Source organism: Guptibacillus hwajinpoensis, from assembly GCF_020171785.1.
Lineage (GTDB): Bacteria > Bacillota > Bacilli > Bacillales > Guptibacillaceae > Guptibacillus > Guptibacillus sedimenti.
Window position 1 is genome coordinate 61870 of record NZ_JAIVAE010000014.1, and the last position, 24927, is coordinate 86796.

General features: G+C 38.8%; 27 protein-coding genes and 1 other annotated feature (1 of these 28 only partly in view). Of the genes, 13 read left to right on the top strand and 14 right to left on the bottom strand.

Annotated features, from left to right (window positions below; all coding sequences use genetic code 11):
* Positions 1–210, bottom strand: a binding site (T-box leader) (it extends 8 nt beyond the left edge of the window).
* A gap of 44 nt (positions 211–254) precedes the next feature.
* Positions 255–455 (bottom strand): hypothetical protein, encoded by a 201-nt coding sequence (locus LCL91_RS18495; RefSeq protein WP_224884526.1) that lies wholly within the window; start codon positions 453–455, stop codon positions 255–257.
* 256 nt (positions 456–711) lie between these two features.
* On the opposite strand from LCL91_RS18495, the gene LCL91_RS18500 reads away from it, so the two are divergent.
* Genes LCL91_RS18500 through LCL91_RS18510 form a run of 3 tightly spaced genes read left to right on the top strand, consistent with a single transcriptional unit; the run spans position 712 to position 4440 of the window.
* Positions 712–2235, top strand: a complete 1524-nt coding sequence (locus tag LCL91_RS18500) for a spore germination protein (RefSeq protein ID WP_224884528.1) — start codon at positions 712–714, stop codon at positions 2233–2235.
* Positions 2222–3310 (top strand): GerAB/ArcD/ProY family transporter, encoded by a 1089-nt coding sequence (locus tag LCL91_RS18505; RefSeq protein ID WP_224884530.1) that lies wholly within the window; start codon positions 2222–2224, stop codon positions 3308–3310. The genes LCL91_RS18500 and LCL91_RS18505 overlap by 14 nt, the downstream gene beginning before the upstream one ends.
* Positions 3307–4440: a Ger(x)C family spore germination protein gene (locus tag LCL91_RS18510; protein WP_224884532.1), complete on the top strand. Its 1134-nt coding sequence runs from the start codon at positions 3307–3309 to the stop codon at positions 4438–4440. The genes LCL91_RS18505 and LCL91_RS18510 overlap by 4 nt, the downstream gene beginning before the upstream one ends.
* Before the next feature lie 21 nt (positions 4441–4461).
* Here LCL91_RS18510 and LCL91_RS18515 read toward each other — a convergent pair whose 3' ends face one another.
* Positions 4462–4776: a hypothetical protein gene (locus LCL91_RS18515; RefSeq protein WP_224884535.1), complete on the bottom strand. Its 315-nt coding sequence runs from the start codon at positions 4774–4776 to the stop codon at positions 4462–4464.
* A 136-nt stretch (positions 4777–4912) separates the two neighbouring features.
* Between LCL91_RS18515 and LCL91_RS18520 the strand changes: the two genes are divergently transcribed.
* Positions 4913–5080, top strand: coding sequence for a YfhE family protein (locus LCL91_RS18520; RefSeq protein ID WP_098446533.1), 168 nt, complete (start codon positions 4913–4915; stop codon positions 5078–5080).
* Between the two features lie 131 nt (positions 5081–5211).
* On the opposite strand, the gene LCL91_RS18525 is transcribed toward LCL91_RS18520, so the two are convergent.
* Positions 5212–5853, bottom strand: coding sequence for an N-acetylmuramoyl-L-alanine amidase (locus LCL91_RS18525; RefSeq protein ID WP_224884537.1), 642 nt, complete (start codon positions 5851–5853; stop codon positions 5212–5214).
* A 180-nt stretch (positions 5854–6033) separates the two neighbouring features.
* Here LCL91_RS18525 and LCL91_RS18530 point away from each other — a divergent pair, with 180 nt between their 5' ends.
* Both LCL91_RS18530 and LCL91_RS18535 read left to right on the top strand, forming a co-directional pair.
* Complete coding sequence (locus LCL91_RS18530) at positions 6034–6597, top strand: sigma-70 family RNA polymerase sigma factor (RefSeq protein WP_224884539.1); 564 nt, start codon at positions 6034–6036, stop codon at positions 6595–6597.
* Positions 6598–6605: 8 nt separating this feature from the next.
* Complete coding sequence (locus LCL91_RS18535; RefSeq protein ID WP_224884542.1) at positions 6606–7235, top strand: hypothetical protein; 630 nt, start codon at positions 6606–6608, stop codon at positions 7233–7235.
* A 119-nt stretch (positions 7236–7354) separates the two neighbouring features.
* Here the strand turns inward: LCL91_RS18535 and LCL91_RS18540 are convergent, their stop codons facing one another.
* Positions 7355–8398: an ABC transporter permease subunit gene (locus LCL91_RS18540; RefSeq protein ID WP_224884543.1), complete on the bottom strand. Its 1044-nt coding sequence runs from the start codon at positions 8396–8398 to the stop codon at positions 7355–7357.
* A 22-nt stretch (positions 8399–8420) separates the two neighbouring features.
* Positions 8421–9275 (bottom strand): ABC transporter permease subunit, encoded by an 855-nt coding sequence (locus LCL91_RS18545; protein WP_224884545.1) that lies wholly within the window; start codon positions 9273–9275, stop codon positions 8421–8423.
* A gap of 146 nt (positions 9276–9421) precedes the next feature.
* Between LCL91_RS18545 and LCL91_RS18550 the strand changes: the two genes are divergently transcribed.
* The 5 genes from LCL91_RS18550 to LCL91_RS18570 all read left to right on the top strand — a co-directional run bounded on the left by LCL91_RS18550 (position 9422) and on the right by LCL91_RS18570 (position 13838).
* Positions 9422–10369, top strand: coding sequence for a hypothetical protein (locus tag LCL91_RS18550; protein WP_224884547.1), 948 nt, complete (start codon positions 9422–9424; stop codon positions 10367–10369).
* Positions 10350–11231, top strand: coding sequence for a protein-glutamine gamma-glutamyltransferase (locus tag LCL91_RS18555; RefSeq protein ID WP_224884549.1), 882 nt, complete (start codon positions 10350–10352; stop codon positions 11229–11231). The genes LCL91_RS18550 and LCL91_RS18555 overlap by 20 nt, the downstream gene beginning before the upstream one ends.
* An 84-nt stretch (positions 11232–11315) precedes the next feature.
* Complete coding sequence (locus tag LCL91_RS18560; protein ID WP_224884551.1) at positions 11316–11855, top strand: GNAT family N-acetyltransferase; 540 nt, start codon at positions 11316–11318, stop codon at positions 11853–11855.
* Between the two features lie 244 nt (positions 11856–12099).
* Positions 12100–12633 carry an RNA polymerase sigma factor SigX gene (locus tag LCL91_RS18565; RefSeq protein WP_224884553.1) on the top strand — a complete coding sequence of 178 codons (534 nt, stop codon included), beginning with the start codon at positions 12100–12102 and terminating at the stop codon, positions 12631–12633.
* Entirely contained in the window at positions 12633–13838 is a 1206-nt protein-coding gene (locus tag LCL91_RS18570; protein ID WP_224884555.1) for a hypothetical protein, read from the top strand. The genes LCL91_RS18565 and LCL91_RS18570 overlap by 1 nt, the downstream gene beginning before the upstream one ends.
* A 71-nt stretch (positions 13839–13909) precedes the next feature.
* Here LCL91_RS18570 and LCL91_RS18575 read toward each other — a convergent pair whose 3' ends face one another.
* The 3 genes from LCL91_RS18575 to LCL91_RS18585 all read right to left on the bottom strand — a co-directional run bounded on the left by LCL91_RS18575 (position 13910) and on the right by LCL91_RS18585 (position 15448).
* Positions 13910–14374 carry an endolytic transglycosylase MltG gene (locus LCL91_RS18575; RefSeq protein ID WP_224884557.1) on the bottom strand — a complete coding sequence of 155 codons (465 nt, stop codon included), beginning with the start codon at positions 14372–14374 and terminating at the stop codon, positions 13910–13912.
* Positions 14367–14570 (bottom strand): hypothetical protein, encoded by a 204-nt coding sequence (locus LCL91_RS18580; RefSeq protein WP_098446521.1) that lies wholly within the window; start codon positions 14568–14570, stop codon positions 14367–14369. The genes LCL91_RS18575 and LCL91_RS18580 overlap by 8 nt, the downstream gene beginning before the upstream one ends.
* A 248-nt stretch (positions 14571–14818) precedes the next feature.
* Positions 14819–15448 (bottom strand): NUDIX hydrolase, encoded by a 630-nt coding sequence (locus LCL91_RS18585; RefSeq protein ID WP_224884559.1) that lies wholly within the window; start codon positions 15446–15448, stop codon positions 14819–14821.
* Between the two features lie 137 nt (positions 15449–15585).
* Between LCL91_RS18585 and LCL91_RS18590 the strand changes: the two genes are divergently transcribed.
* Entirely contained in the window at positions 15586–16056 is a 471-nt protein-coding gene (locus LCL91_RS18590; protein WP_224884561.1) for a BsuPI-related putative proteinase inhibitor, read from the top strand.
* Positions 16057–16119: 63 nt separating this feature from the next.
* On the opposite strand, the gene LCL91_RS18595 is transcribed toward LCL91_RS18590, so the two are convergent.
* Positions 16120–16788 carry a DUF1836 domain-containing protein gene (locus LCL91_RS18595; protein WP_224884563.1) on the bottom strand — a complete coding sequence of 223 codons (669 nt, stop codon included), beginning with the start codon at positions 16786–16788 and terminating at the stop codon, positions 16120–16122.
* Positions 16789–16954: 166 nt separating this feature from the next.
* Between LCL91_RS18595 and LCL91_RS18600 the strand changes: the two genes are divergently transcribed.
* Complete coding sequence (locus LCL91_RS18600; protein WP_224884566.1) at positions 16955–17482, top strand: hypothetical protein; 528 nt, start codon at positions 16955–16957, stop codon at positions 17480–17482.
* A 73-nt stretch (positions 17483–17555) separates the two neighbouring features.
* On the opposite strand, the gene LCL91_RS18605 is transcribed toward LCL91_RS18600, so the two are convergent.
* From LCL91_RS18605 to LCL91_RS18625, 5 genes are all read right to left on the bottom strand, one after another.
* Entirely contained in the window at positions 17556–18557 is a 1002-nt protein-coding gene (locus LCL91_RS18605; RefSeq protein ID WP_224884568.1) for a zinc-binding dehydrogenase, read from the bottom strand.
* A gap of 22 nt (positions 18558–18579) precedes the next feature.
* Complete coding sequence (locus LCL91_RS18610) at positions 18580–18876, bottom strand: Dabb family protein (RefSeq protein WP_098446515.1); 297 nt, start codon at positions 18874–18876, stop codon at positions 18580–18582.
* A 121-nt stretch (positions 18877–18997) separates the two neighbouring features.
* On the bottom strand, positions 18998–20968 hold the full coding sequence (locus tag LCL91_RS18615; protein WP_224884570.1) for a hypothetical protein: 1971 nt from the start codon (positions 20966–20968) through the stop codon (positions 18998–19000).
* A 32-nt stretch (positions 20969–21000) separates the two neighbouring features.
* On the bottom strand, positions 21001–22269 hold the full coding sequence (locus LCL91_RS18620) for an ATP-grasp domain-containing protein (protein ID WP_224884572.1): 1269 nt from the start codon (positions 22267–22269) through the stop codon (positions 21001–21003).
* A gap of 259 nt (positions 22270–22528) precedes the next feature.
* Positions 22529–24661, bottom strand: a complete 2133-nt coding sequence (locus LCL91_RS18625) for an ATP-dependent Clp protease ATP-binding subunit (RefSeq protein WP_224884574.1) — start codon at positions 24659–24661, stop codon at positions 22529–22531.
* Positions 24662–24927 lie beyond the last annotated feature (266 nt).

A 24927-nucleotide genomic window follows, 5' to 3' on the forward strand; every position in this document is an offset into this window, starting at 1 on the left:
CGGAGATTTTTTCCGCGGTACCACTCTGATTGCTCAACAAAGATACTTGAGCCAACTTCACTCGGATAACGGACGAGCCCGACTGTTTCTACTAAAGTTCAAAACAGTGTCTTGAAAGTCCGGTTCATGTCTAATTAGGTTCCGGGCTTTCACCATCCCCGTATCGCTTTATCCGTCAATAGACACTACTCTCTTTCGCTCTGACGATCAAATATTATTTTCATTATAGCCTATTTTATTATAAATTCAACTAATTATCTGATTATACCTGGTTCTGCCTCCAATTGTACGTTTTTCTCTCCATCCTGATAACCTTCCTGATAGGCTTCTCGATAAATAGAAGTTAAATACATTGAAATCAGCTGTCTTACTTTCGGCTCTACGTTAACGACCTCTAGATGTTTCATACACCGATCAACCGCTAATTTTTCCTTTTGGATATTTTTACTCGTCAACGTAAGAACCACCTTTCCATCTAAGTTTACTTCATTATACATTAATTAGACAAGTGGTGTACATTCTTTCGACAAATGTCGATTTTATGTTATAAAAAGTGATATAGATGAATACAAAAAGACAGTTTTCAATTACGTAAATGGCTTATTTTGCAAACGGATCCTCCTTCTACGAATCCTTTCCAATTTTGATACATAACTTTACCATTTCATCACAAGCTATACTTATCTATCATCACTAAGAGGAGGTTGCAGCGTGAGACGTGGTAAACGAAAATCGATTCGAAATGAACCTTATCAAATCCCAACTGCTACTGAATCATATGAAGCATTTCCTTCACTTGAGAAAAACAAAGAATATATACTTTCACAATTCCACAATACAGAAGATATTAAATTCAGAAAATTGACCATAGAGAATATTACATGCAAACTTGCCTATTTGGATCCTCTCGTTGATGAAGATAAGCTACAAAAAACAATAATGAAACCATTAATGGAGAAGAATACGTTAAATATTGAAGATACAGTGACATCTAAAGAATATCGAAGCTCAGTGGACTTAAATGAAGCTGTAACTGGTTTAACAAAGGGCTTTGTTGTTCTTTTTATTGAGGGACACCAGCATTTTTATTTACTAGAAGCCTTTTCTGCAAATTCTAGAGCAGTATCAGAACCAATCAATGAACAAGTTGTTCGTGGTTCACACGAAGGTTTTGTCGAAAACATTATGCAAAACTTACAAATGCTTCGGAGAAGAATTGAGAACCCAAATCTTGTGATAAGGTTTTTTAAAGTTGGGAAAACAACCGATACAAAGTTAGCGATTATCTATTTGCAACACCTTGTTAATCCAGAGCTGATTGATGAAGTAGAAAAAAGGATTACTTCCATAAAAACCGACTCTATTCAAACTCCAGGATATGTAGAAGAATTTATTGAAGACTCTCCATTTTCTCCATTTCCACAAATGCTAAGTACAGAACGGCCAGATCGCTTAACTGCTCATATCATTGAAGGCAGAATCGGGTTGTTAATGGAAGGAAGTCCTTCCACCCTAGTCATGCCTGTTACGTTCTTTGCATTTTATCAATCTCCGGAAGATTACAATAGCCGGTGGTATATTGGTTCAATCTTGAGGCTCATCAGAGTAGCCAGCTTTATTTTCGCACTCGGTTTGCCGTCTCTTTATATTGCCACCGTTTCCTTTCATTCTGAGGTGTTACCTGCTGAATTAATTTTAAACATCAAAAGTTCGCTTGAAAATGTGCCGTTTCCACCATTACTTGAAGCACTCATCATGCAAATTATTCTTGAATTATTAAGAGAAGCTGCCATTCGCCTGCCCGGTCCTATTGCCCAAACAATTGGTATCGTTGGAGGTTTGGTTATCGGGACTGCTATCGTCGAAGCAAATCTTGTCTCTAATATGATGATTATTGTAGTTGCTTTAACAGCCATTTCCTCCTTTGCTGTTCCATCTTATGAAATGAGTATGTCCATAAGGCTTCTAGGTTTTCCACTCATGCTACTCTCTGCGTCTTTTGGTTTTATAGGGCTTGTTTTTGGACTATCGATCATCCTTATTCATTTATGTAGTTTAGAAACATTCGGTACTCCTTACTTTTCGCCACTTGCACCTTTGCGTTTGAATGAACTAAAAGATTCCATTGTTCGACTTCCTAGATGGCTACTCGGGGATCGACCAACGGATGTACATCCGCAGTTTAATAAGCAAGAGTGGCGTTCTAGAAGGTGGAAAAAGAATGAAAACGACTAGCACGATTAATAATGCACAACTGTTTTTTATTATTTTCCAAACACAGGTTGGCGTTGGAGTCCTTTCACTTCCTTCATCCTTATATGCAGAGACAGGTACTGACGGATGGATCACGCTGTTGATCACCGGTGGAGCAATTCAATTCATTATTTTTATTCTATATTTTTTATGTGCCCGTTTTCCAACCTTAACGTTATACGAATTTGCTCCTAAAATTATTGGCAAGTATGCAGCAGGGAGCATTTCAGTTCTTTATGTTGCTTTTGCGATCGCAACTTCCGTCATTGTATTAGAGCTATTTGAAACAACCATCAAAACTTGGATTTTGTTTCGTACTCCGATGTTGGTTATTTTATTATTGCTAACCGTAAGCGGGACTTACCTTGCAGTTGGCAAGATCAAGGTGATGGGAAGGTTTTATCAATTTGTATCCATCCTCATCCTCCCGCTAATCGTAATGTCCGCTTATACATTGAAAGATGCAGATATCAGGTATATCCTACCAGTTGGTCAAAATGGCTTTGCTTCAATTCTCAAAGCGACTCAAAATGGGATTGTCTCCATGCTTGGATTTGAAATCGTTCTATTTATCTATCCTTATGTTCAAAACAAGGGTAAGGCAGCACTTAAAAGCCTAACTCTTGCTAATATTGCTGTCACAACTTTATATACTTTTTTGACCTTCACAACCTTTGTTTTTTTTAGTCCTAACCAACTTGAAGTGATTCCAGAGCCTCTCGTTTATATGTTAAAAGGCATCTCCTTCGTTATCGTAGACAGGGTTGATTTGATCTTCTTGTCCATCTGGATTATTTCAGTGATGACATCTTATGTGTCTTACTTATACATCGCAGGAAGAGGAATACAGCGCTTAACAAAAAGAAAAAAAACAACCGGTTCTATTCTGATTGCGTCCTTTATTGCACTTTTTTTCTCCATGTTTTCACATGATCGATATACAGTTGAAATGCTTTCGGGCTACCATGCAAAAGCCAGCTATTTTTTTGCACTTGGTTTTCCTCTCATGCTCTTGCTCATTAGTCTTTTATTTAAGAAGAAAGAGGAATCGCAATGAAAAAAACATGGCACCTTTCCATTATCTTTTCAACCACACTATTGTTTTTAACTTCTTGCTGGGACCAAGAACTGTTAAAAGAATCCAAGCTTATTTATGGGGCTGGATTGGATTATGAGAATGAAAATGAAATTCGCACAACGTTCGCCGTTCGTAACCTTGGTATTCCAGTTAGTCAAGGGGGCGTATACTCTAATCGTATTCTTTCCGTTTCAGGATCTTCACCAAGAGATACGCGAATTAAAGTGGATCGAGTTTTATCAAAGCAAGTAACAGCTTCAAAAAATCAACTCATTCTCTTAGGGAAAGAGATAGCCCGTAAAGACATTGACCACATTTTTGATGTCCTGTACAGAGATCCAAAAGGTCCACTAGACGCTAGAGTCGGAGTTGTCGATGGACGAGCAGAAGACATGTTAAATTTAGATCATATCGGCGATACTCTCATTACAGAATTTATGTCAGATCTTATTAAAGGCGCTGAAAATAAAACAGAAGCCCCGCCAATGACGATTGAAAAAACATTTCGTTATTCTAAAGATGTTGGACAAGATTACGCCCTTCCATATATTAGGTTCAACGAGGATGTTGGTGCACCTGAGATAAACGGAATTGCTCTATTTCACCAATCAAACTTCACCGGGGTCGTGCTCCCTCCTTTTGACGCTACACTTCTACTTCTTATGGCTGATGCTAAGAGTAAAAAAGCCAGTATTGTTGAAAATATAGGTAAGGAGCACGATCAAGGATTCCTTACTCAAACCGTTACGATTAATATTCAAAACGCGAAATCAGATATTGAGTATTCGTTTCAAGAGGGGAATATAAGTAAGGCAGTCATTCATCTAGAAGTTAGAGGAAATATCGAGGAATATCCTCAAAACCACCTCTTTAAAGAAAGTCAGGTAGAAAACATTGCAGATGAGTTATCGAAGAAATTAACGGAGAGAGGGAACAACTTATTAACAAAGCTCCAGGAAGCGAACTGTGATTTTCTTGGAATTGGACGCGATCTAAACGCTTATCATCATGAAGCATGGCATCCTAAACAATGGGACAAAGAATTCACCAAATTAAATATAGAAGCCAAAGTGAAGGTGAAAATTTCAGAAACAGGGATTATTAAATAGAAAGAGAATGAGCAATAATGCTCATTCTCTTTCTATTTGCTGCATCTCTTCGATTGTCGGTTCTTTTGAGCCATACCAGGAATAAGCCACTTCATAAATCTCGCCTTCTTGCACAAGATTCCAGGACATTTCGTCTTCCATTAAGAGTTCAATTGCCTCTCCTTCTCCTTCTGGCTGAACAAACACGTAATGATGATGTTCAGTACTTTCTTTCTTAATCACCTCTCCTCTTTCAAGATGTTCTTCATGCACATAGGTGTATCTTCCGATTAAAAAAATACTAACTAGTACAACGATGCTGGCAATGGAAATGTTTAATGCTCTCTTTTTATTCATAATGCCTCCGTCAAGTAATGGTTTACTAATAAAGTACCACAAACATGATTTGTTTAACAAAGTTAGGCATATATGTTTAATGAAAAATTCGCGAGGGTAACCCTGTACTAAGAGACATTACAAGGAGGAATTACAAATGGCTAAGAATTCACAATATCAACCGATTCATGAAAGCGGATTTTCTCTAAGTGACGCGCAAGAGGTAAAATACGCGAAAGACTTTAAAAAAGCAGATATTGCAGGAGGCATTCGTAAGCCTAAAGTTAAGCGAGCTAAGAATGAAAATCCTGATTTACTAAAGTAAACCGAATCATCTATCGACAGTAGCAAAGAAACAATCAATCTAAAGCTTACATGAATGAAATAGTAAGCTTATCGTAAATAAAGAGAGGGAGGCCAATGGCCTCCCTCTCTTTATTAGTGTACTTAGACCATTTAACCTTCTTGTTTCACAAATGCATCGTAACCTTTGTTTTTCAATTCTTCGCATAGTTGCTCGGCCCTGCTCTTTTCCTTATAAGCACCCGATTGGACGAAATAAATAGGACTGCCTTTTGTGTAACGCACAGCAGCAAGCGCTGCTTCTTCAGCTAACTGGAAACGATAGGATCGAACATTTAATTTCTTTCGATCGACAGCAGAGTCTAGAAAACCATACTCAATAATAAGTGTTTCAACCTGACCAGTTAATCGATGCATATAATAATAATCTTTCCCATTTGACCCTTCTCTTGAGAATACCCTCCGCACCGGCATTACCTTCTTCAATGCATCAGCAATGCTTTTAGCAAAAGCGGAGGTAGCATATTTCGAATGAATCACTTCTGCCCCACTTCCACCGCCTGCATTAAAGTGATTGCTTAAACAAACCGTTGCACCAGAAGATCGTACGAGCTCTGAGCGCTTATCAGGAGACAAATCACTATCCGTTTTTCGAGTCAGTTTACAAGGAATACCGAGCTTTTTCAAAAATTCATATTGATGTAAGGATACCTCTAAATTCCAATCCTTTTCTTTTACTCCATCCGCAATAGCCCCTGGATCCTTACCACCATGACCCGCATCAATGATAATCATTTTTTTCCTCCTTATTCTAAGTGAATTTGTTATTACTTCTTAAAACTACAGATCCTTCTTATCCTATATATCGAAAGAAAAAAGGAAAAAGGGGCAATGTTATCAAATTATTTATCAGTTAACGCAACTTTACAGCTACGGACTCGTCTTTATAATAAATGTCATTTAAAGGATGATCGTATGAATGAAAACTCACAAAGTGATTTCAAATTAGATTTCACTACCTATACTACTGTTCAAAAAACAGAATTAATTGAGCATTTAATGGAAACGTATGGTGAAGCGTTAGTAAGACTCGCTTATACATATACAAAGGACTGGGGAAAAGCAGAAGATATTGTACAAGAAGTATTTCTTGCATGCTTTTTAAAGCTTCACACGTTTCGTGGAGAGGCATCGTTAAAAAACTGGCTTTATCGCATTGCGATAAATCGTTGTCATGACCATGTGCGAAGCTGGTCTTTTCGAAATATTATACCGACAAACGTGATGATGAAGTTCGTCAAAAATCATACCACCTCACCCGAACTGATTGCAGTAAAAAATGAAGAATCGCATAAATTACGAACCTCTATTTTTCAACTTTCATTAAAATATCGTGAAACATTCATTCTCTATTACCATGAAGACTTATCCATTCGAGAAATTAGTTCACTCCTTGACACAAAAGAGGCCACGATTAAATCAAGGTTGCATCGCGCTCGTCGCCTTCTCGAATTAAGACTTAACGAAGAAAGGGAGTGAAGCACAAGATGGAGGAAAAACAGTTAAGAGAAAAGGTAAAAGAATCCTTGTTTCAAAAACAACATTTTACAAACAGAAAAAAAGAACAGATGCTCGAAACTATCCTTCTTACCCATTACGGTCACAACAAGAAAAAAAGAAACCTTATGCTAGAGTGGATGGGCATCGTAGCCTGCATTTCATTATTCGTTATCGCCACCCTCTTTGTTACTGGTATTTCTTTAGACTCACCTAAAATACAAGAAGGTTCACTCGACCAGAATGAGGCTCCATATATCAGTGCTGCCTATCTGAAAAGGGCTTCCGAAATTGCTCATCGTGATTTAGATATTATCGACGCTGTTTATTTTTCAATCGATTCCACCGTTTATCTCGATCTCATGGTATCTGACAAGCTTTCCGAACAGAAAATGAAGGAGCTCGCAACAGAGTATTTAGGCGTGCTGTCTCATTTGTATCAAACGGAAAACGTAGGCATCAACGATATTTGGAACCATTATCATGTGGAAGTGACCATTAAAGGTGATCGTGAGTATCCTTCAACCGCTTATTTTGATGAAGCAGATGAGTCCTATTATTTAAAAGGCTCAAAGAGAAAAAAGGAAACGACCATTCAGTGGTACTCTACTTCCCAATAAATAACCAAATGAATAATGAAGGAAAAGCACCACCCTAATTGTGCTTTTCCTTTTTTTGTTCGATATCAATTATCCTTTTAGCAAAGATGGGGAAGTAACGAAAAAATCTGCCTCCACAACTACCTACTGGCTGTTTTTCGTTCTTCTCCCCTATCAGTTCTTTCCAAGAAATAAAATGCGTTCGGATCGTAGCTCTTCTTATTACTGTCACTCCGAATAACCTTACGTGAACGTGGCATAGTTTGCTTTTCTATTAATTGCTTAAAACCTTCTAACAATAAATTTACACTGAAGATAACGAGCACAAAAAATAAAATCGGAACAAGAGGAATCCACGTATCATATGGGAGAAATCGAAATGTAGAACCGATTAGACCTGACCATTCAGATGACACAGACCGATATTCATCTCCTAATATTGGATCTGGATTAAAAAATGTGCCTCCAAAAAACAACTTCAATAAACCAAGATGAAGTAAGAGAATCAGTACGTTGATCAATTGTTGGAGAAATATAATGACCATCCGCGGTCCTAGGTGAGGAAGAATATGTTTTATTAAAATATGAACTCGAGATCCACCTAGCGTTTTAGCTCCTTCAATAAACCCTTTTCCCCAAATGGCATGCGTTTCATTGGAGATTAATGTTGTGGTAGTTGGAATCGCAACTGCTGTTAAAACAACAATTTCAAATACCATCCGCTCAAGAAATGAAAACTGAAATGTCCCTTCCATCCCATTTTCCATTAAAACACCGCTAAGAATAAAATAACAAAGCAGTGAAATCGGTATGTATTGCATAGCATCAACGAATCCAGACGTACTTCGCAACGTGCGGCGAAAATAGGTCCCCCCGACTACACCAGCAACAAAAGAGAGCGCAATTCTCATCGAGGCAACGAGAAATGCAATACCAATTGTATATTTTGCACCAATTATGATTTGATCAAATAGATGATACCCATACTTATCTGTTCCAAATGGAGCAACCTGTAACGGTGTAAAAGGTGAACGGTCGATTAAATTTCCGTCTTGATCATAAAGCATGGAGGTTTGCGGCACAACATCATCATAAGCAATGGAATAGGTTATACTGCTACCGAGCAGAAGAACAATGATAATCATTCCTGTGACGAACATTGGATTTTTTAAAGCATATTTCAAAGTTTGTAATCCCCCTTTTCTGCTACATCAAAGCTTCTTCCTGAGCAGTTCGCTCCGCCACAAGCTGATAAACGGTTAGAAATAAGAAAATAGGTATAAAAAGTAGTAGTGCACTAACAGTGAATATTTCTGGTGTTGGATGCTCATACATAAAGCGAATCAATCCATTAAGGTTAAACACATACTCCATAATAAAAAGATTAGACAATGTAAACCAAACAATCGATTTTGAGTGGAAATAAGTCGATAATAGTGTATTTCGAAAAATATGGACAAGAAATATTTTGGTGGGTTCTAATCCTTTTGTCCTTGCTAGTTCAACATACGGTTTCTCAATTTCCTCATCTAGCACGTGTATCATAATTCGATACAATAAAAAGGTAGGCAATATAGAAAGGATGAGAATTGGCATTGTGTAAATGCGTTCATATGCAGCAACGTCCATCAACAGAACCTCTGTTTTTTTATAAACCCAAATCACCCCAATCTGAACAATCGCGAGTATAAAAACGTCTGGAAAAGATTCTGTCAAAAATGCTACTCTTTTGAACCATTTTTGAATAAATGAAGGAGAGATGTAAGTTACATAGGTAAATAGAAATGCAACAATAAAAGCAAGAATCAAAGCACTAAATAAGATGATGATTGAATAGAAGAGGTATTCATAAATGAGAGGAAATAGTTGATAACTCTCATTCCCTGACCGAAACGTTAATTGTTGAAAATAAATCAATTCATCTATCGTGCGTTGAAGCCTTTTCATATAACCTCCAAGATCTAATTTCATTCCATTAAATAATCCTGGTGTGGAGCCAAGTAACAACACGCCTAGAAAAGCAGCAATAAACTGAAAGCCAATGCGTCCCATATTCCCCATGTGTATACTCCTTTCTTTGTGATATACATTTAAGACGGTCCTAACCCTCGAAGGTTTCAATAAAATGACCAATTTGATTAGCTGTGATGAAATAGTGCTCTCTCGAATAAGCTGGTAATAGTGCATTTTTGAAAGGAGGCAACACGTTGAAACACTCTGTCTCACTTGAAATAATCCGAAAAACAGAAGGGATTAAACGACTGGAGCACTATGTAAAAAATCTGATTGATCACGATAAAAGAGCAGTGATTTCTCTTTTAAATGAAGATACTCTATCTTACCCCACTATCTATGTCCTATCTCCCACTATAAGAGAGCACAATCTATCGAAACACTTGTCAGATCGAAACAGAATCGCTTTATCGATTCAAAAAGATATTCTCTCAAAGGAGCGTGCACCTGCTGCTCCATTTCCCTACTCGATCTGCGACCTCCCACAATATATCCACTCTGTACTCAGATGGATGGTTGAAACAGGTTCTGAAGAGAAATTAAACACCCGCTATCGTCTTGTAATTGATCGAGCAGCTGGATTATTGACAACGATCTATCAACATCCTGACGATTTATTACTTGTTTCAAAGTTACTATTCAACAGGAAACGCGCAGGCCTTTCTACTCACTATGTGACTTGGGCTTATTTTTCTTCACACAATATTGCAAGTTTACTTCCAATCGGTGAAAAATTACTATCAGCCGACGAAGAAGAAGTTGCATTTGCAAGAGAGCTTCTTCACTTTATTACTGGTTTAGATGAAAGTGATGACCCTTACGCTTACTTTAGAAGCTGGTATGAAGAAAACCTGCCATATCTTTTGCATAACGAAAATAGCTATGAATTAACTGCTGAGCTCGCACCATATGTTGTCGATCACGACACTAAATATCGGGAATGCTTCTCTCATAAAGCATCTTCCGACTTAAGAGAAGATGGATTTCATTCTCTTTCTGAACAAGAAAAAGAACAGTTAGCAAATCTTTCTTACAAAATCCGAATGAGGTCACGTAGTGAATGGATAGAGTGGATGAATCGTCCCCTGAGTGCCCAGTTGATGTTCATGGAGGAGGTTCAGCATGATCACGATAGCAGGTAGCAGTGCAAATAAAGAAGTTATAGTAAATGCAGGAATACAGACCCCTCTTGAACTAACCATTGTCGACGTCATGTTGATGAGTCCACATACTTATGCGTACAGGTCGCTCGATGCTTTGATGTTTGAAATTCGGTTCCGAGTTTCTATTACGAGTAGTTCACGTGACCTGTATTATAGCGGAGTCCAATTTGCTGACTTTTATCGTTCACGTTGTAATCCTATGTTTTGGCACCTCTTACCGGACGGCGCGTTTCAACTTAAGGCGGGGGTGCCGGCTTCAGAAGCGATTTTAGATATTTATCGGAATGGACCAATGTATGCATTTGAATGCGCCACGGCGATGATCATTATTCTCTATCATGCGGCTGTAAAAATGTTACCAGTTAACAAGTTTAATCAACTATTCGCCAACATGCGGCTGTGGGGATGGAAATACGACCAGGATTTGCAAATTGTTCACAATATACCACCTGATTATCTTCCCGGGGATATTCGTTATGTAAAGAACCCTGACGTGAACCCTCTTACACCGGAATGGCAGGGAGAAAACATAGTCGATTTAGGTGATGGTACTTTTTTTGGTCATGGATTGGGCTTTCGAACCGTAGGAGGAATGATTGAGGCACTGGCGATGCGAAGAAGACCAGGAGCAACACGAATGCCGTACTTAATGCTTCCGGCCACCAGGCCAGGTTTTTCTTATTTGTATCAGTACTCGTTCAATCGCACAATGTCAGACAACTCGATTTTACTTTTCGATAATGGGCTCGAGCGTTCATCACTATCACCTGAAGAATATGAAGAGAACCGTAGTGAACTTCTTAAGAATTTTATTACGGTTCGATTTGGAAACACGTATTAAACGAATTCGGGCTTTTCATCGTGTTATCCGCCCTCTACCCTTTCTTTTAAGAACATATGTTAAGGGTAAAGGATGGTGAAGTGATTGAGAGTTTTTCCTGAAATAGAAACAAAGCGCCTTAACCTTACCGCACTAAAAGAAGAAGATCAGACATCTCTTTTTTCCATTTTTTCAGATCCACAAGTTACGTATTATGATGGTGGTAACGTCATGAAAACACAAACTCAGGCTCTTCATTACATTCGGGCGTATAAAGATCCCTCTTCTATCTTATCCACCCATGCAATCCGTTTTGGAATCCGCTTAAAAGGTTCTGGAGAATTAATCGGAACAGCTGGTTTTCAAAATTGGGACCGCGCCTCATCAAAAGCAGAAATGGGTGCTATATTATCCAGAAATTATTGGAGTGGTGGATACGGACTTGAAGCAGCCAAAGCGATTATTCATTATGGGTTTCATCACATAAAGCTTCATAAAATTTATGCTCAAACAATCGAAGACAACCATTCAGCAGTTAAGCGGCTCGAACAACTAGATTTTGAAAAAGAAGGCCATTTTAAAGATCATATCTATTTGCGAAACCGTTATTATGACGTGGTTGTTTATTCTCTCATACACAAGTAAGCGCTCCTTCCGCGTGCGAGAAGAAGCGCTTTGCTATGCTTGTTTTCGTGGACCCCCATCAACCTCAAATCATTCGATCATGCGCGACTTCAACAATCACTCCGTTTAATCCCCCTACACCAACACAGTATATCCCTTCGTTTATTCTATACCTCTTCATCAAAAACTATCTCTTTTTGTAATCTTCCTGTAACCTTTTAATTAGATAACTCGTTTTGTTTAATAGAAGAAGGAGGGCTGAAGAATGGATAAGACATTTGAGCGTTTATACGATCGCTACCACACGAACTTATTTCAATTTTTATTTTATATGGTGAAAAATAGAGCGATTGCAGAAGAACTCGTTCAAGAAGTCTATATTAACGTGCTTCGTTCTTATCACGAATACGAGGAACGAAGCAATGAAAAGACGTGGCTCTTTGCCATTGCGAGAAATATAGCGATTGATTATTTACGTACACACAATCGCAGAACTTCAAGGTGGCTTAGTAAGTTTGACTTTAACAAACAACATCCGAAAGACGAGGCTCCTCTACCTGAGGAAATTCTTCTTCAAAAAGAAGAAGTTCAAGCTATTTATAAGTGTTTAAGAGAATGTACACTTGATCAACAACAAGTTCTTATTCTTCGCTACATCCAAGAGCTCTCCATTAACGAAACGGCTGAAATTCTAAATTGGAGTGTTAGCAAAGTAAAAACAACGCAGCACAGAGCAATTAAAGCGCTAAAGGAACTTGTTGATGATCCAGCGAATCATCAACTAAAGGGGGTCTTATGATGAATGATCGTACAAAATCCCTTCTTTCTCAGCTACCTATTGTAAAAGATGAAAGAAGTAAAGCAACCATTTATGAAAATATCGAGAAAAAAAGGAATGAGCAGATGTCCCGAACAACTAAAAAGAAAACGCCATGGATTATCCCTGGAATAGCTGCTGTTGTTGTTTTATTATTAGCTGTTCTAATCACTCCAGGACTCTTCAATCAAAATAACAATGATTCTAATATAGCAATTACCCAGTCATCAAACGAATCACGAGACAATTCTTCATACTCAGCAAGTGACTCGAAAGCGGAGACAACGACATTAGCTCCTGCCGAAGAAAAGACAAGCGATACTAAAGAAGAAGAGGTGCCAACGTTTGCGGAAGAACCGACTGTGTTTGATAGTTACATTCCAGCATTTCAACAATCTGATGGAATAAGCGTCATCATTTCTTATCCTGACCCAGAAAGCACGCTACTCGTACCGCTATCCTTTCCGCTAGATGAAAGTAAGAGCACACAAGAAAATATCGAGTTCATTTTAACGAACTTTCGCGCTTCCGATTATGGACTTGAACGCTCACCGTTAACCGATGCTACCTTCGAATTGACTAATATAACTGGAAAGGAAACGCTTATAGTTAGCTTTCCTGAACCTGGTGATGGTCTCTCATCTACAGAATCCATTATGATAAACGATAGTGTTCAACAGCTAGCCAAAAGCCTTGGTGCAGACCAAATCAATTGGCAAACCAATGGAGAAAACGGCTACACGTTGGGGAATTTCGGGAATGCTGATCCTTCAGTAAACAAAAAACCTTCGCCCTATTTTCTTTATAAATCGAGGACAGAATCACATTTTCTCGTAAACGGACCTGCCCTTCAAGGTGAAGAAGGAGCTGAGATGGATGTTGCTCTCTCTCTAATGAAAGATGGCGATCAAAGTACTCCTTATTACCTGCCATCTATACCAGCTACAGTAGCAATCTACTCTTTCGATGGAAACGGATCAGAAGCATCCATTGCCTTTACGGAAGAAAGCAAATTTCAGTCTGAAGAAGAAGCGATGCAAACAATAGAAGCTTTAATGCTTGTTGCTTCACAATACGACTATCAAACAATTCGCTTTGAAAATACGGGATTCGACAAGATTGGGAGATATTCACTAAACAAACCATTAACCATTCCATCGTCTCCAAACGCTGTCGAACTAAATTAATGGTTACGTTATAAACTAACAAAATAAAAAAAGTAAAAAACACCCGGCATTAGTATTCGCCGGGTGTTTCTCTATCGGGTAATTTCCTCTACAATCTCAGCAGAAGACATATCTGCTTTAAGGGTATAATCCCCCGGTTGCACAGCCATTTCCTTGTCCATGTCACGGAGAGCTTTAATAAAATCATCCGATTTCTTTACTAACATTTGATCCTGAAGACTTTGAGCCACTTCCTGACTCGTCATTCCCTCTTTAATGGTAAATTTGATCTCTTCAGGTTTATTGGCTGCTTCCTCTTTCTTAATCTCTGTTGCGCTATTTTCGTTATCAGGATGTTCTGCTGCTTTTAGAGAATCATATTTTTCCTTCGCAACCATAACCATCCCTTTTTCCTCTAAATGCTGTTTTATCATCGCATCTGTTACTTCATTGCTTTCTTCTGCTTTAGCTTGTGAAAACATAAAATAGTAAGCAGTTAAAAGAATCGCGGCAAAAAGGAGACCAGCTGCAATTCCCTTTGCTTCTTGTTTACTCATGTGGACCACCGCTCACTGACTTTGTTTTGCTTTCTAACATTTCAGTGCGCTTCTTAACCGTTTTCAATTCTTTCATTAAGTTGATATAAACATCATCAACTTGTCCTTTTACTTCTTTCGCATAGTCTTTCACGAAATAAGAATAAATAAAGAATCCAACTGACGCGGCAAGTAAAACAAAAATAATGGTTAACATTGTTTCCCCCTAAAAAATGTTTGGCATTCTCTCTATATACTGCGCTTTTATACAATTAATTCTTTCGTATCTTTCTGATGATTTTTGTCGTATATTCTATTAATTTAGAGCACTATTTGTAATGAAAAGGGCTAAGTTATTGATATTTCAAACAAAAAAACTAGAAAAAACCGACATAAATCGACCTTTTCTAGTTTACCTATATTTGAATCAATTCACAATAGATTGTTTTCAGAAAATGAGCTCAATCATTTATTCTCATCTAATAATTGAATAAAGTGGTACAAAATTCTTGCCGTCATGCCCCAAATAACATAATCCTGATAATAATAAAAAAACTCTGGCATGTTCGAGGAAGACCAGTTGTATTCTTCACCATTTGGAATAAGGTGAAAAGGAAAACTTTCATCAGGTTGAACATGAACACGAATTTCGTGGCGCTCCGGTGGATTGGCTATAAAATGAGAAAGAGGCACTGTAAATACCTCCTCTACCTCATCTCGATTAGGCGATAATTCAGATGCGACGTTAATCACACCTGCAAAAGGATAAACAATGGATTGAAAAGATGTCACAAGGAAATCTAATTCTCCCATAACAGTTACTTCTCTTTCTAGAATCCCAAGTTCTTCGCACGTTTCTCTAATTGCTGCATTTTTTGGACTTTGATCATGGCGGTCTACTTTTCCACCTGGAAAACAAACTTCTCCCGGTTGTCTTCTGAGCGTATGTGCTCTTACCTCGAATAAAACATGAAGTTCACCCTGTCGTTCGATGAGAGGCAGGAAGACCGCAAATTTATAAAACCGTTCATTTCCAAGTACACCTGCATTTCTGCCATTTACCCTAGTATGAATGTCAACTAATGATGGCTTCATTCTATCGAACTCCTTTAATTTAACTTGTCTATCTATTATATGGCTTATGTGACCATATATCCTGTTTCTACAGTCTGCTATAAAGAATTGTAACTTTCTGGGACCTCATCTCGTCTATTTAAAAAAGGAGTGATGAGATGGTTAAATATGCAATGATTGGAACGATGGTCCTCCTAACTTTATCTGGATGTGGAGAGGAGAACTCATTGATGATGAATACGAAGAACGAAAGTAGCGAACAAGCATCAGGCTCTTCTGGTATTGTCGCGGGCTCACTTGAACCTACGCTTACCCTCACACAGACCGAAAATGGTACAGCCACATTCTTGTATCGCATTCAAAATCAAACGGAACAAGTTCAAACGATCCACTTTCCAAGTAGTCAAACCTACGACTATACCCTTTATAATGACGAAGGCGAAGCTCTTAAAACATATTCAGCTAATAAAAGTTTTGTAAAAGAGGAAGAAAACGTTGAATTAAAACAAGCTGAAGTTCTTGAATATACGATTATGATAGAAGATCTTAAACCAGGGTCCTATACGTTAGAAATGTGGTTAGCTACTGAAGAGCAATTTAAGCAAACCGTTAACTTTTCAATTGAGTAAATGAAATGAGCTGTAGCCTAAAACAGGTAACAGCTCGTTTTTTTTACATCTAGGAGTTTTCCTTCATCTCCATACATCTTCTAAATATTGTTTTGATAACGATTGGTAAAAAGAAGCTTGAACGGAAAGTGCCGCAGAAATAAGCAACTTTTCAATATCTTCTTTTTGTTTTTCTGTTAAATCCGAAAAAATAGATGATAATTCCATTGCTTTCTTTCTAATACCCTCTTTAGTAGGTTTTACTTTCGTATGAATCGCTTCAAAAAGCTGTGAATAAGCCGTATAAAAAGCAAGCGGATCTATGAGATCATCATTTCGATCAGCAGGATTATTAAAGGCAAACTTTAAAAGAAGACGAATGCTTTCGAAGTCATGTGTATTCTTTAAATCCTCTACAATAAATAAAATCGCCGCTTGTTCGATAGCATATTTTTTACCTAATTGTGGCGCGCCAATCCACTCTTTAATGTCTCTTTTAACCCAATTTTGTACCGCTGTAGAACGAAAGCTAGCATACTCAAGCTGATTGCCAAGGGTCGCAATTTCATTTATTGAGAATCCAAAACTTCCTTCCGTTGCTTTTAATAATTTAGAAAAAATCGTTGGTAAGTCTTTTTTTTCACTACCGGACCTTTTCATTGCCTTCATTAAAATCTTATCAGGTATTTCTTGTCTACGAATGGTTTCGAGAATTGTTCCCATTTCTGTTCTAGTTAAATAAAATCCTCTCATCTGACACCTCTGTATTTAAGGTCATTTGAACTTATCGTATAGTTTCTGTATTGAAATTTCAACAAGAGAACGCATCTTTACTATGGTTACGCCCAATTTTTCATTAGGTTAGTAACTGTTTTCGATCTAGGTGAATATCCTGTGTTGTGTAAAGGAGGAACTGCTTATGAACATGTACGGTAATCATATGAATCAAGGAGTTCAGGGTGCAATGCAAGGATACATGCCTAACCAGGCTGTTCAAGGCGCCATGCAAGGCAATATGCCTAATCAGGCTGTTCAAGGCGCCATGCAAGGCAATATGCCTAATCAGGCCGTTCAAGGCGCCATGCAAGGCAATATGCCTAATCAGGCCGTTCAAGGCGCGATGATGCCTGGTAAAGAAAAGCAGCTTCAAGGGGATATGAAACAGCTATGTCAACGTTATCATAGCTACCACGCTAAAGTAAGAATGCAGGATGGAGTCGAATATGAAGGAATCATTATGGACTCAGATGACGAGCATATGTGCTTGATGATTCCACAAGAAGTGGAAGAAAGCGAAGGACAGGAAATGGAAAGACAATACGGTCGCTACCGCAGATTTGGACGTTTTTTCTTTCCATTAGCTGGCATCGCTGCACTTAGTCTGATTCCTTTTTATCGACCATATCCATACTATCCTTATTATGGGTACCCGCCTTATTACTATTAACATAGAAAAGGAAGCCGTTTGGCTTCCTTTTCTATACGCATAGATGAATATTTTCTTTAGAAGCGATCTGTTGTTACTTTTCAGCTAATCGAACCGCTAGTTTTCCGAATTGATGACTACTGTTTAAATGAGTAAAAGCTTCTTTAATCTCTTGAAAATCATATATCTTGTCCATGACGGGCTTAATTGAATGTTCATTTATAAAAGCAACCATATCATGAAATTCTTCAGAACTTCCCATCGTCGAGCCAAGCAAGTTATACTGACCGTAAAAGAATGTACGCAAATCAAATTCAATTTTATCTCCTGTTGAAGAACCAAAGATAACGAGCGTACCTCCTTTCTCTAATACTTCAAGAGATCGGTTAAATGTTGCTGCTCCGACACTTTCAATCACTAAATCCACTTTTTCATTAGTGGTTTCTTCTATCCAGTCTGCATCATCAGCAAGTGCACGATCCGCGCCAAGCGTTAGGGCTAATTGGCGCTTCTCCTCACTTCTTGAACTTACAATCACTCTTGCTCCTGCTGCCTTCGCAAATTTCAGCAAGAATGTTGCAACGCCTCCTCCAATTCCAGGAATAAAGACGGTTTGTCCACTTCGAAGCTGCCCTCTCGTAAACAACGAGCGATAAGCTGTTAATCCTGCTAAACCAATGACAGACGCTTCTTCAAACGTAAGGCTTTCTGGTTTTTTCACTACATTACCCTCTGGAACAACGATTGTTTCTGCAAAAGTACCATGCCCCGGAAAACCTACAATTTGAAATCCTTCTGGGGGAATGGGGGCATTTTTTTCCCAACCAAGGCCAGGGTTAATGATCACTTCATCACCTTCCTGAATCTCTTTCACACCTTCGCCTACTGAGATGACGACTCCGGCTCCGTCCGATCCAAGGATAACATCTGCCTCCTCGGGATCATGGCGATCAGGGATAAACAAATCGCGATGATTCAAACCAGCTGCTTTCAGTTTGATTTTCACTTCCCCATGCTGAGGTTCTTGTTCAGCAAGCTGCTCTTTCAGTGATAACCCCTTTAGTCCTGCGTGTCCTCCGTGAACAAATCCTTTCATATGTAGATCCTCCTTTCTGTTCTTACAGGCACTCAAAATCGAGTGCAAGTACATCACTCATTCCTATTTCTTTAAGGTAGGCCACTACTTCCTGATGGGCCGGATGTGGTCCATATGACTCTAGTGCTTCTTTCGATTCAAAGCGCACCGTTAACCCACTTTCAAACCCCTGGCTTCGATCAGAAAAGTTATTTCCAGCTTGAATATCAACAATACCTGGGATTTTGTCTTTTACTTTAATTAACCTTCTCATACCTTCTTCTTTCTGTTCTACCGTTGTTTCTTCACTGAATTTAAATAAAACTACATGCTCGATCATTTAAAGATCGCCTCCTTTTTATATAAGTTAAGTTAATCAAAAAAAGCGCCAGGAAACAAATCATTTACCTGACGCTTCGCTATAAGATTAGATAGGGTACGAAACTATTTAAAATAGATACCTACTTACTGATCCACGTGTACTCTTGTCCCCAGCTTTCCATGGCGAGTGATTTTACAATGGAGATGTTCTCAGCTTCAACTGCATAGGCATCTCCTTGTTCATATGGGTTATAGTGAAAAGCATATAAACGGGAAGTAAACTCCTCAAATGGTAGCGAGCTTTCACCTGAAAGCTCTCCTTTTCCCATAACCGTACATTCAATTCCTTGTCCCCAATTTTGAGAACCATCATTATTTGGATTGTAAAAGTAGACGCGGTATTCTCCATCTGGACTTTTAGCAATTCTTTGAATGGACACCGCATGAAAGCCAAGCATTTTTCCATGAACGTTTGTAATAAAAATCCCTACCGGATTCGGATAGATCAATTCATAATCATCATTGTATTCCGGATGGTGTGTGGCATAAAATAATCTGACGAAACCTGGATAGTCTGTCACGCTACCGGTAATCGGTTCAATGACCGTGCTAAATCCTTTTTGAACCCAATTTCCATAAAAGGCTGGGTTTACCCAGCGATGACCATCTTCTCCTCTTAATGCCACTCTGCTCATCATCTCACTATAAATGCGATCAAGATGAGGAACGAGGACAAGCGATACGGGATCAAGTTCTGGATGGAGATCAGGTGCGAGTCCACCTTGAAGGTCTTTCGAATGAATCTGAACCCCTTCAAACACCATATCTATATCTCCATCTCTCGCAGCTCTTGGGATGATCTCCAGTAAATATCCAGGCGCATGTTGAGCCCAAAGACTAATTCCTCTTGCTGCCTGACAAGTTGGGTTTAGACCTTGTCCAACACCAAGCGGCTGACCAAGAACGCTAATTACACCTGCTAACAAAATGCTGTTAGCCGTTAGACCCTCTCCTTCACCAACCGTGTTAAATAAGGCACTTCGCACTTCTGGTCGAATATCAAGCTCAATCATTCGCCTTAAACCTGGAATTACTGGCGAAGCAGAAAGCACGCCTCTTTCTAATAAAAGAGCTAATCCATAGACCGATTGACAAGTCGATGGAAATAGCGAAACTTTTATTAGTTGGTGAACGAGCTCAGCGTGTTCTTCAAGATTAGCCTTTCCTTTACCAGTTAATTGCAATAGTACTGGAAGTAAGTGCGGCGATTTTCTACTTAAGAAACGGGCAAGTACACTGTGATGCGGGGAGCAAAGCCCTGTTTTTCTCATGGAGAGCCCAAGCTGCTCACTCTCTTTTCGCAGCTCTTCTGTGGAGAGCGCTAATAGTTGTTTTCGATATTCATTTGGCTGCTGATAGGAACGACTTAACTCTGAAGGTCCTTCAATGGAAGATACGTACGATTCTAGCATAACGCGCTGATCCTCACTTGTTTCAGAGCGAAGCATTTCTTTCGCCATTTTTATCATCGACACGGTTCTTTTTACCGTAATTGGTCGTTGTGCAGTTAAGCGTTCAATCTCATAAATAAGTGTTTCTGATAAAGCACTCGAAGAAAGATATTGTGAGATAAATTGGAATAATCGCTGTGTTTCAACCGTATTTTCTTTTTCTTCAATTCGTGAAGCTTCTGATGCGTTTGGAAAAAGCAAGTCAAGATTTAAGGCCATGACTTCATTTAAGAAATCCATAGCCATTTCTTTAGAAACCTTGGGATGCTCACCCTTTCCTTCCGCTAGTGCAAGCATACGAAGATCACTCAGCATCTCAATGACATAAGGGAGTCCTTTCGCTTGAAGAGATCCCGCGACAAGCGGTGGCTGAAGTTTTGATGGATCTTCCCACGGTCCATCCTGAAAAACACCTGCACCGTCAAATCGATGGGCATACTGGTAAAGAAACTCAAGACCTTCTTCCGTTTCCAATAGGCGGTTTGCCTCTTGGAAAACATCTGTTTGATAGCGGGATTTCGCATAAGAAGGCGCTTCCTCCAAACGCGTTAACGACCTGGAAAACCTTGCAATCTTTCCTTCTGTTACTTCAGATGGCATGCTTAATTCTCCTTTATTGTAAAAATATTATGCTACAAATAGAAATCATACTTTTCATAGTCTACAAGTAAACGAGTCATCTCTGCACTGTCATCCCCGAAAAAGAAAATGGTGCCATAGTGATTTCCAAATCCAACGCGCTCAGCGACTTTCCCCTGCGGAGGCGTAAACATATCATGCTTCTCAAAGAAGGAATGTTCTTCAAGTTCTTCAGGAATGGTTAACTTCTCAATGTAATTCACATGAGGATGCACCATCAAACATCCAGCATAACCTAACGCCTCATCTTCTGTGGGGAAGAACTTTCTTAACTCTTCTTCCGTTGTATTAGGGTCACTACATAGAATCTGTGCTTCATAAGCGCTAAATCCGTAAGCGCGCTCTATAAGATCAAAAATGTGTCCACCTGGAACGCGAGCTGCTACTTCTCCAAAGTGTAGCGTTCCATCAGGCATAATGAAGTATTCCGGATGAATAACACCATTTTCGATCTCAAACGCTTCAATAAGCTGTTCAATCGCTTTTCTAATAACAGGACGTTTCTCTTCAAGAGAAGGAGAAGGTGGGACAAAATTCGAATACCCTAACTTTACGTATTCCGTTATATTTAAAAATTGAATCTTTCCATTGTTAACGAACACTTCGCACGAAAATTCTTGCCCATCAAGGTGACTTTCCATCAGTAGCGGAAAGTCATTATCTGTCAACGCTTCAATATCTGCAGGATCATCAATTGCACGGTGACCAACTGATCCAGCCTTATCTAAGGGCTTACAGTGAATCGGCTCATATTTATCCCCATCAACTTTCAAGAGAGCATCATTTACTCTTTTAAGAAAACGCTTTACATCCTCTTTATCTCTTGCTTCTTCAAAGACGCCTACTTTAATACCGGCCATCTGTGCTTTTCGTTTCATCATCCCTTTATCTCTTAAGAGAAGAGATCGGTTAAATAGTCTTGGTTCTTCTCTAAAGCGAGAATTGAGAGCACCTGCCCATTCTACACACTCTTCATAGAGAGGCACCGCCACCTCAGCTCCGAGGGCTTTAAGCTGCTTATAGAGCTTGTCTGATCCCTCATTCAACCTATCAAACTCCCACCCTACGAAAGTAATGTCGTGCTTTTCGGCGTAATCCTTAAAATCAGGAGGACCTACCACTACAAAAGGCCGATTCAACTTGTCACAGGCCTCAATTGCGGGAAGACTCCATCCAATTAATGCTGTTAAATAAGGAATTGTCTTTCCTTCTGGCTGACTTTCTTGTAACGTCTGGTTCAACTCTAACTGATCCAGTTCCATTTGTTCTCGCTCCTTTATAAAAATAGTAGAGAAGTCTTTCCTGACCTTCCTTATCTAACGTAGCAGATCTCACAACTTATTTTAACTAATATTCTGACTTTTCGACTTATAACCGCAAAAGAAGTCAAAATCGTATAAGATTCGACAACATTATGAAAGGTAAGAAATCAGGATTGTGTATTAATAACTTCCCTATTATTGTAAAAACTAACATCAAAAAAGTCGCTCCATCTTATAGAGCGACTTCCTTACTTCAAAATTATTTCTTTTGTGAAACAACAATCTTATCTTCTACAATTTCAACCGTTACAGATTTGATACTGCCTTCATCCACAAGCAAATCAGCAATACCATCTTCCACATGTTCTTCAATTACTCTGCGAAGAGGACGTGCACCAAACTGTGGATTATATCCAAGTACAGCCAACTTCTCTTTTGCTGCTTCACTAATTGTAAGTGTAATATTCTGTTCTTCAAGACTTTCATCTAAATCATTAATCATAAGATCTACGATGGTAACGAGACTTGATTGTTCAAGTGACTTAAATGGAATAATTCCATCAAACCGATTTAAGAATTCAGGTCTAAAGTAACCACCAAGGCTCTCCATCACCCCTGTATAGCTTTCTGCTGATTCAAAACCAACAGTAATTCTTCGCTCAGAAGTTCCGGCGTTACTTGTCATGATAATAACCGTATCTTTAAAGCTTACCGTCCTACCTTGACTATCTGTAAGACGACCATCATCAAGGATTTGAAGGAACATATTTTGAACATCCGGATGAGCTTTCTCCACTTCATCAATTAAGATGATGCTATATGGTTTACGGCGTACTCTTTCTGTTAATTGTCCTGCTTCCTCATGACCAACGTATCCTGGAGGGGAACCAATCAATTTTGAGACAGAGTGCTTTTCCATATATTCACTCATATCAAGTCGAATCATCGCTTCTCGATCACCAAACATTTCTTCAGCTAGCGAACGGGAAAGTTCCGTTTTTCCGACACCAGTTGGACCGACGAATAGGAAAGAACCAATCGGTCGATTTTGCCGCTTCAATCCTGCTCGACTTCTGCGGATGGCTTTTGCTACTTTGTTAACCGCATCTTCCTGACCAATTACTTTAGCATTCAGTCGCTCTGCAAGGTTTTTCATTTTCGTCTGCTCATCTTCTCGAAGCTTACGAACTGGAATTCCTGTTTTTCCTTCGACAATCTGCTGAATCTCTTCAAGATCGACTGAATGGTTCATATTTGAGTTACTTTTCAATGTTTCTTCAAGCTGTTTTTCAAGCTGCAATTCTTCTGTTCTTAACTTTGCAGCAAGCTCATAATCTTCGGCCTCTGCTGCCTTGTTTTTTTCAGTAGCGATTTGTTGAAGACGCTCTTGAATTTCATCGTGGTTCGATACAGCAAATGTTAAGTTCATTTTAGCTCCGGCTTCATCCATCAAATCAATCGCTTTATCTGGAAGAAAACGATCTTGGATGAATCGATTCGATAAAGATACACAAGCTTGAATTGCTTCATCTGTGTATTTCACTTCATGATATTCTTCATATTTAGGCTGTAGACCCTTCAGAATTTCAATGGCTTCTTCTACCGTTGGTTCATTTACCATTACTGGTTGAAAACGTCGTTCTAATGCGGCATCTTTTTCGATTTGACGATACTCTTTAAGCGTTGTAGCCCCAATTAATTGAAGCTCGCCTCTCGCAAGTGCTGGTTTTAAAATATTTCCTGCATCCATTGACCCTTCTGCAGATCCAGCGCCTACGATTTGATGCAGTTCATCTATGAATAAGATGACATTTTTCCGACTTTGAAGTTCAGAAATTAGTTGTTTCATTCTTTCTTCAAACTGTCCTCTTACCCCTGTATTTGAAACAAGTGACGCGACATCCAATAAATAAATTTCTTTATTCTTTAGTTTAGAAGGAACTTGACCTTCCGAAATCCTTAGAGCAAGACCTTCTGCAATCGCCGTTTTACCGACTCCTGCTTCACCGATTAAAACGGGATTGTTTTTGTTACGACGGTTTAACGTTTCAATCACTCTCGCTACTTCATTTTCACGCCCAATGACTGGGTCAATCAAACCAGCTTTTGCTGCGTCAGATAAATTCCGGCCAAGGTTGTCTAGTAAACCGCCTTTACCTTTTCCTGATTTTGTTTGTGGTCCATCTTCTTGACTTGTAAAACCATTCTGTTCTGCTGAAGCCATAAAAGATTGAAAGAAATCATCCATTTGACCTTTTGGTGATGAAGCTGTTTGACCATTCATCACATTTGCGTAACACGTGCTACAAAGGTTAACTCTTTTCTTATGTTGATTCATTTGCACATTCAATTGAACTGAAGCCTGGTTTTGTTGGCATTGATCACAAAGCATATGATGGCCTCCTTATTATTTATCTATCTCGTCATTAATTAAATTAGTTAAAAGGTGAAAGACGTCTCCTTTGACTTTGACTATCTTTGACCTTGTAACCATATTATAATTTGACTATCTCTGACTTTCAAGTCTTTTGCTCAAACATTTTTAAGGTTAACGGTTTAAAATAAATTATTCGTAGGAAAGTGTATTCAAAACAATTTATCTTCAGCTTATGAGATAAAGCATTCCGAAGAAAATATTTGTAATATTTGAAATGAAGG

Bases quoted from the DNA above. Each gene is read 5' to 3' on its own strand.
- LCL91_RS18625 (WP_224884574.1), bottom strand. From the start codon at position 24,661: ATGCTTTGTGATCAATGCCAACAAAACCAGGCTTCAGTTCAATTGAAT.
- LCL91_RS18515 (WP_224884535.1), bottom strand. From the start codon at position 4,776: ATGAATAAAAAGAGAGCATTAAACATTTCCATTGCCAGCATCGTTGTA.
- LCL91_RS18575 (WP_224884557.1), bottom strand. From the start codon at position 14,374: ATGAGTAAACAAGAAGCAAAGGGAATTGCAGCTGGTCTCCTTTTTGCC.
- LCL91_RS18565 (WP_224884553.1), top strand. From the start codon at position 12,100: ATGGATAAGACATTTGAGCGTTTATACGATCGCTACCACACGAACTTA.
- LCL91_RS18585 (WP_224884559.1), bottom strand. From the start codon at position 15,448: ATGAAGCCATCATTAGTTGACATTCATACTAGGGTAAATGGCAGAAAT.
- LCL91_RS18510 (WP_224884532.1), top strand. From the start codon at position 3,307: ATGAAAAAAACATGGCACCTTTCCATTATCTTTTCAACCACACTATTG.
- LCL91_RS18555 (WP_224884549.1), top strand. From the start codon at position 10,350: ATGATCACGATAGCAGGTAGCAGTGCAAATAAAGAAGTTATAGTAAAT.
- LCL91_RS18590 (WP_224884561.1), top strand. From the start codon at position 15,586: ATGGTTAAATATGCAATGATTGGAACGATGGTCCTCCTAACTTTATCT.
- LCL91_RS18620 (WP_224884572.1), bottom strand. From the start codon at position 22,269: ATGGAACTGGATCAGTTAGAGTTGAACCAGACGTTACAAGAAAGTCAG.
- LCL91_RS18525 (WP_224884537.1), bottom strand. From the start codon at position 5,853: ATGATTATCATTGATGCGGGTCATGGTGGTAAGGATCCAGGGGCTATT.
- LCL91_RS18600 (WP_224884566.1), top strand. From the start codon at position 16,955: ATGAACATGTACGGTAATCATATGAATCAAGGAGTTCAGGGTGCAATG.
- LCL91_RS18520 (WP_098446533.1), top strand. From the start codon at position 4,913: ATGGCTAAGAATTCACAATATCAACCGATTCATGAAAGCGGATTTTCT.
- LCL91_RS18545 (WP_224884545.1), bottom strand. From the start codon at position 9,275: ATGGGGAATATGGGACGCATTGGCTTTCAGTTTATTGCTGCTTTTCTA.
- LCL91_RS18580 (WP_098446521.1), bottom strand. From the start codon at position 14,570: ATGTTAACCATTATTTTTGTTTTACTTGCCGCGTCAGTTGGATTCTTT.
- LCL91_RS18570 (WP_224884555.1), top strand. From the start codon at position 12,633: ATGAATGATCGTACAAAATCCCTTCTTTCTCAGCTACCTATTGTAAAA.
- LCL91_RS18535 (WP_224884542.1), top strand. From the start codon at position 6,606: ATGGAGGAAAAACAGTTAAGAGAAAAGGTAAAAGAATCCTTGTTTCAA.
- LCL91_RS18615 (WP_224884570.1), bottom strand. From the start codon at position 20,968: ATGCCATCTGAAGTAACAGAAGGAAAGATTGCAAGGTTTTCCAGGTCG.
- LCL91_RS18530 (WP_224884539.1), top strand. From the start codon at position 6,034: ATGAATGAAAACTCACAAAGTGATTTCAAATTAGATTTCACTACCTAT.
- LCL91_RS18505 (WP_224884530.1), top strand. From the start codon at position 2,222: ATGAAAACGACTAGCACGATTAATAATGCACAACTGTTTTTTATTATT.
- LCL91_RS18605 (WP_224884568.1), bottom strand. From the start codon at position 18,557: ATGAAAGGATTTGTTCACGGAGGACACGCAGGACTAAAGGGGTTATCA.
- LCL91_RS18595 (WP_224884563.1), bottom strand. From the start codon at position 16,788: ATGAGAGGATTTTATTTAACTAGAACAGAAATGGGAACAATTCTCGAA.
- LCL91_RS18610 (WP_098446515.1), bottom strand. From the start codon at position 18,876: ATGATCGAGCATGTAGTTTTATTTAAATTCAGTGAAGAAACAACGGTA.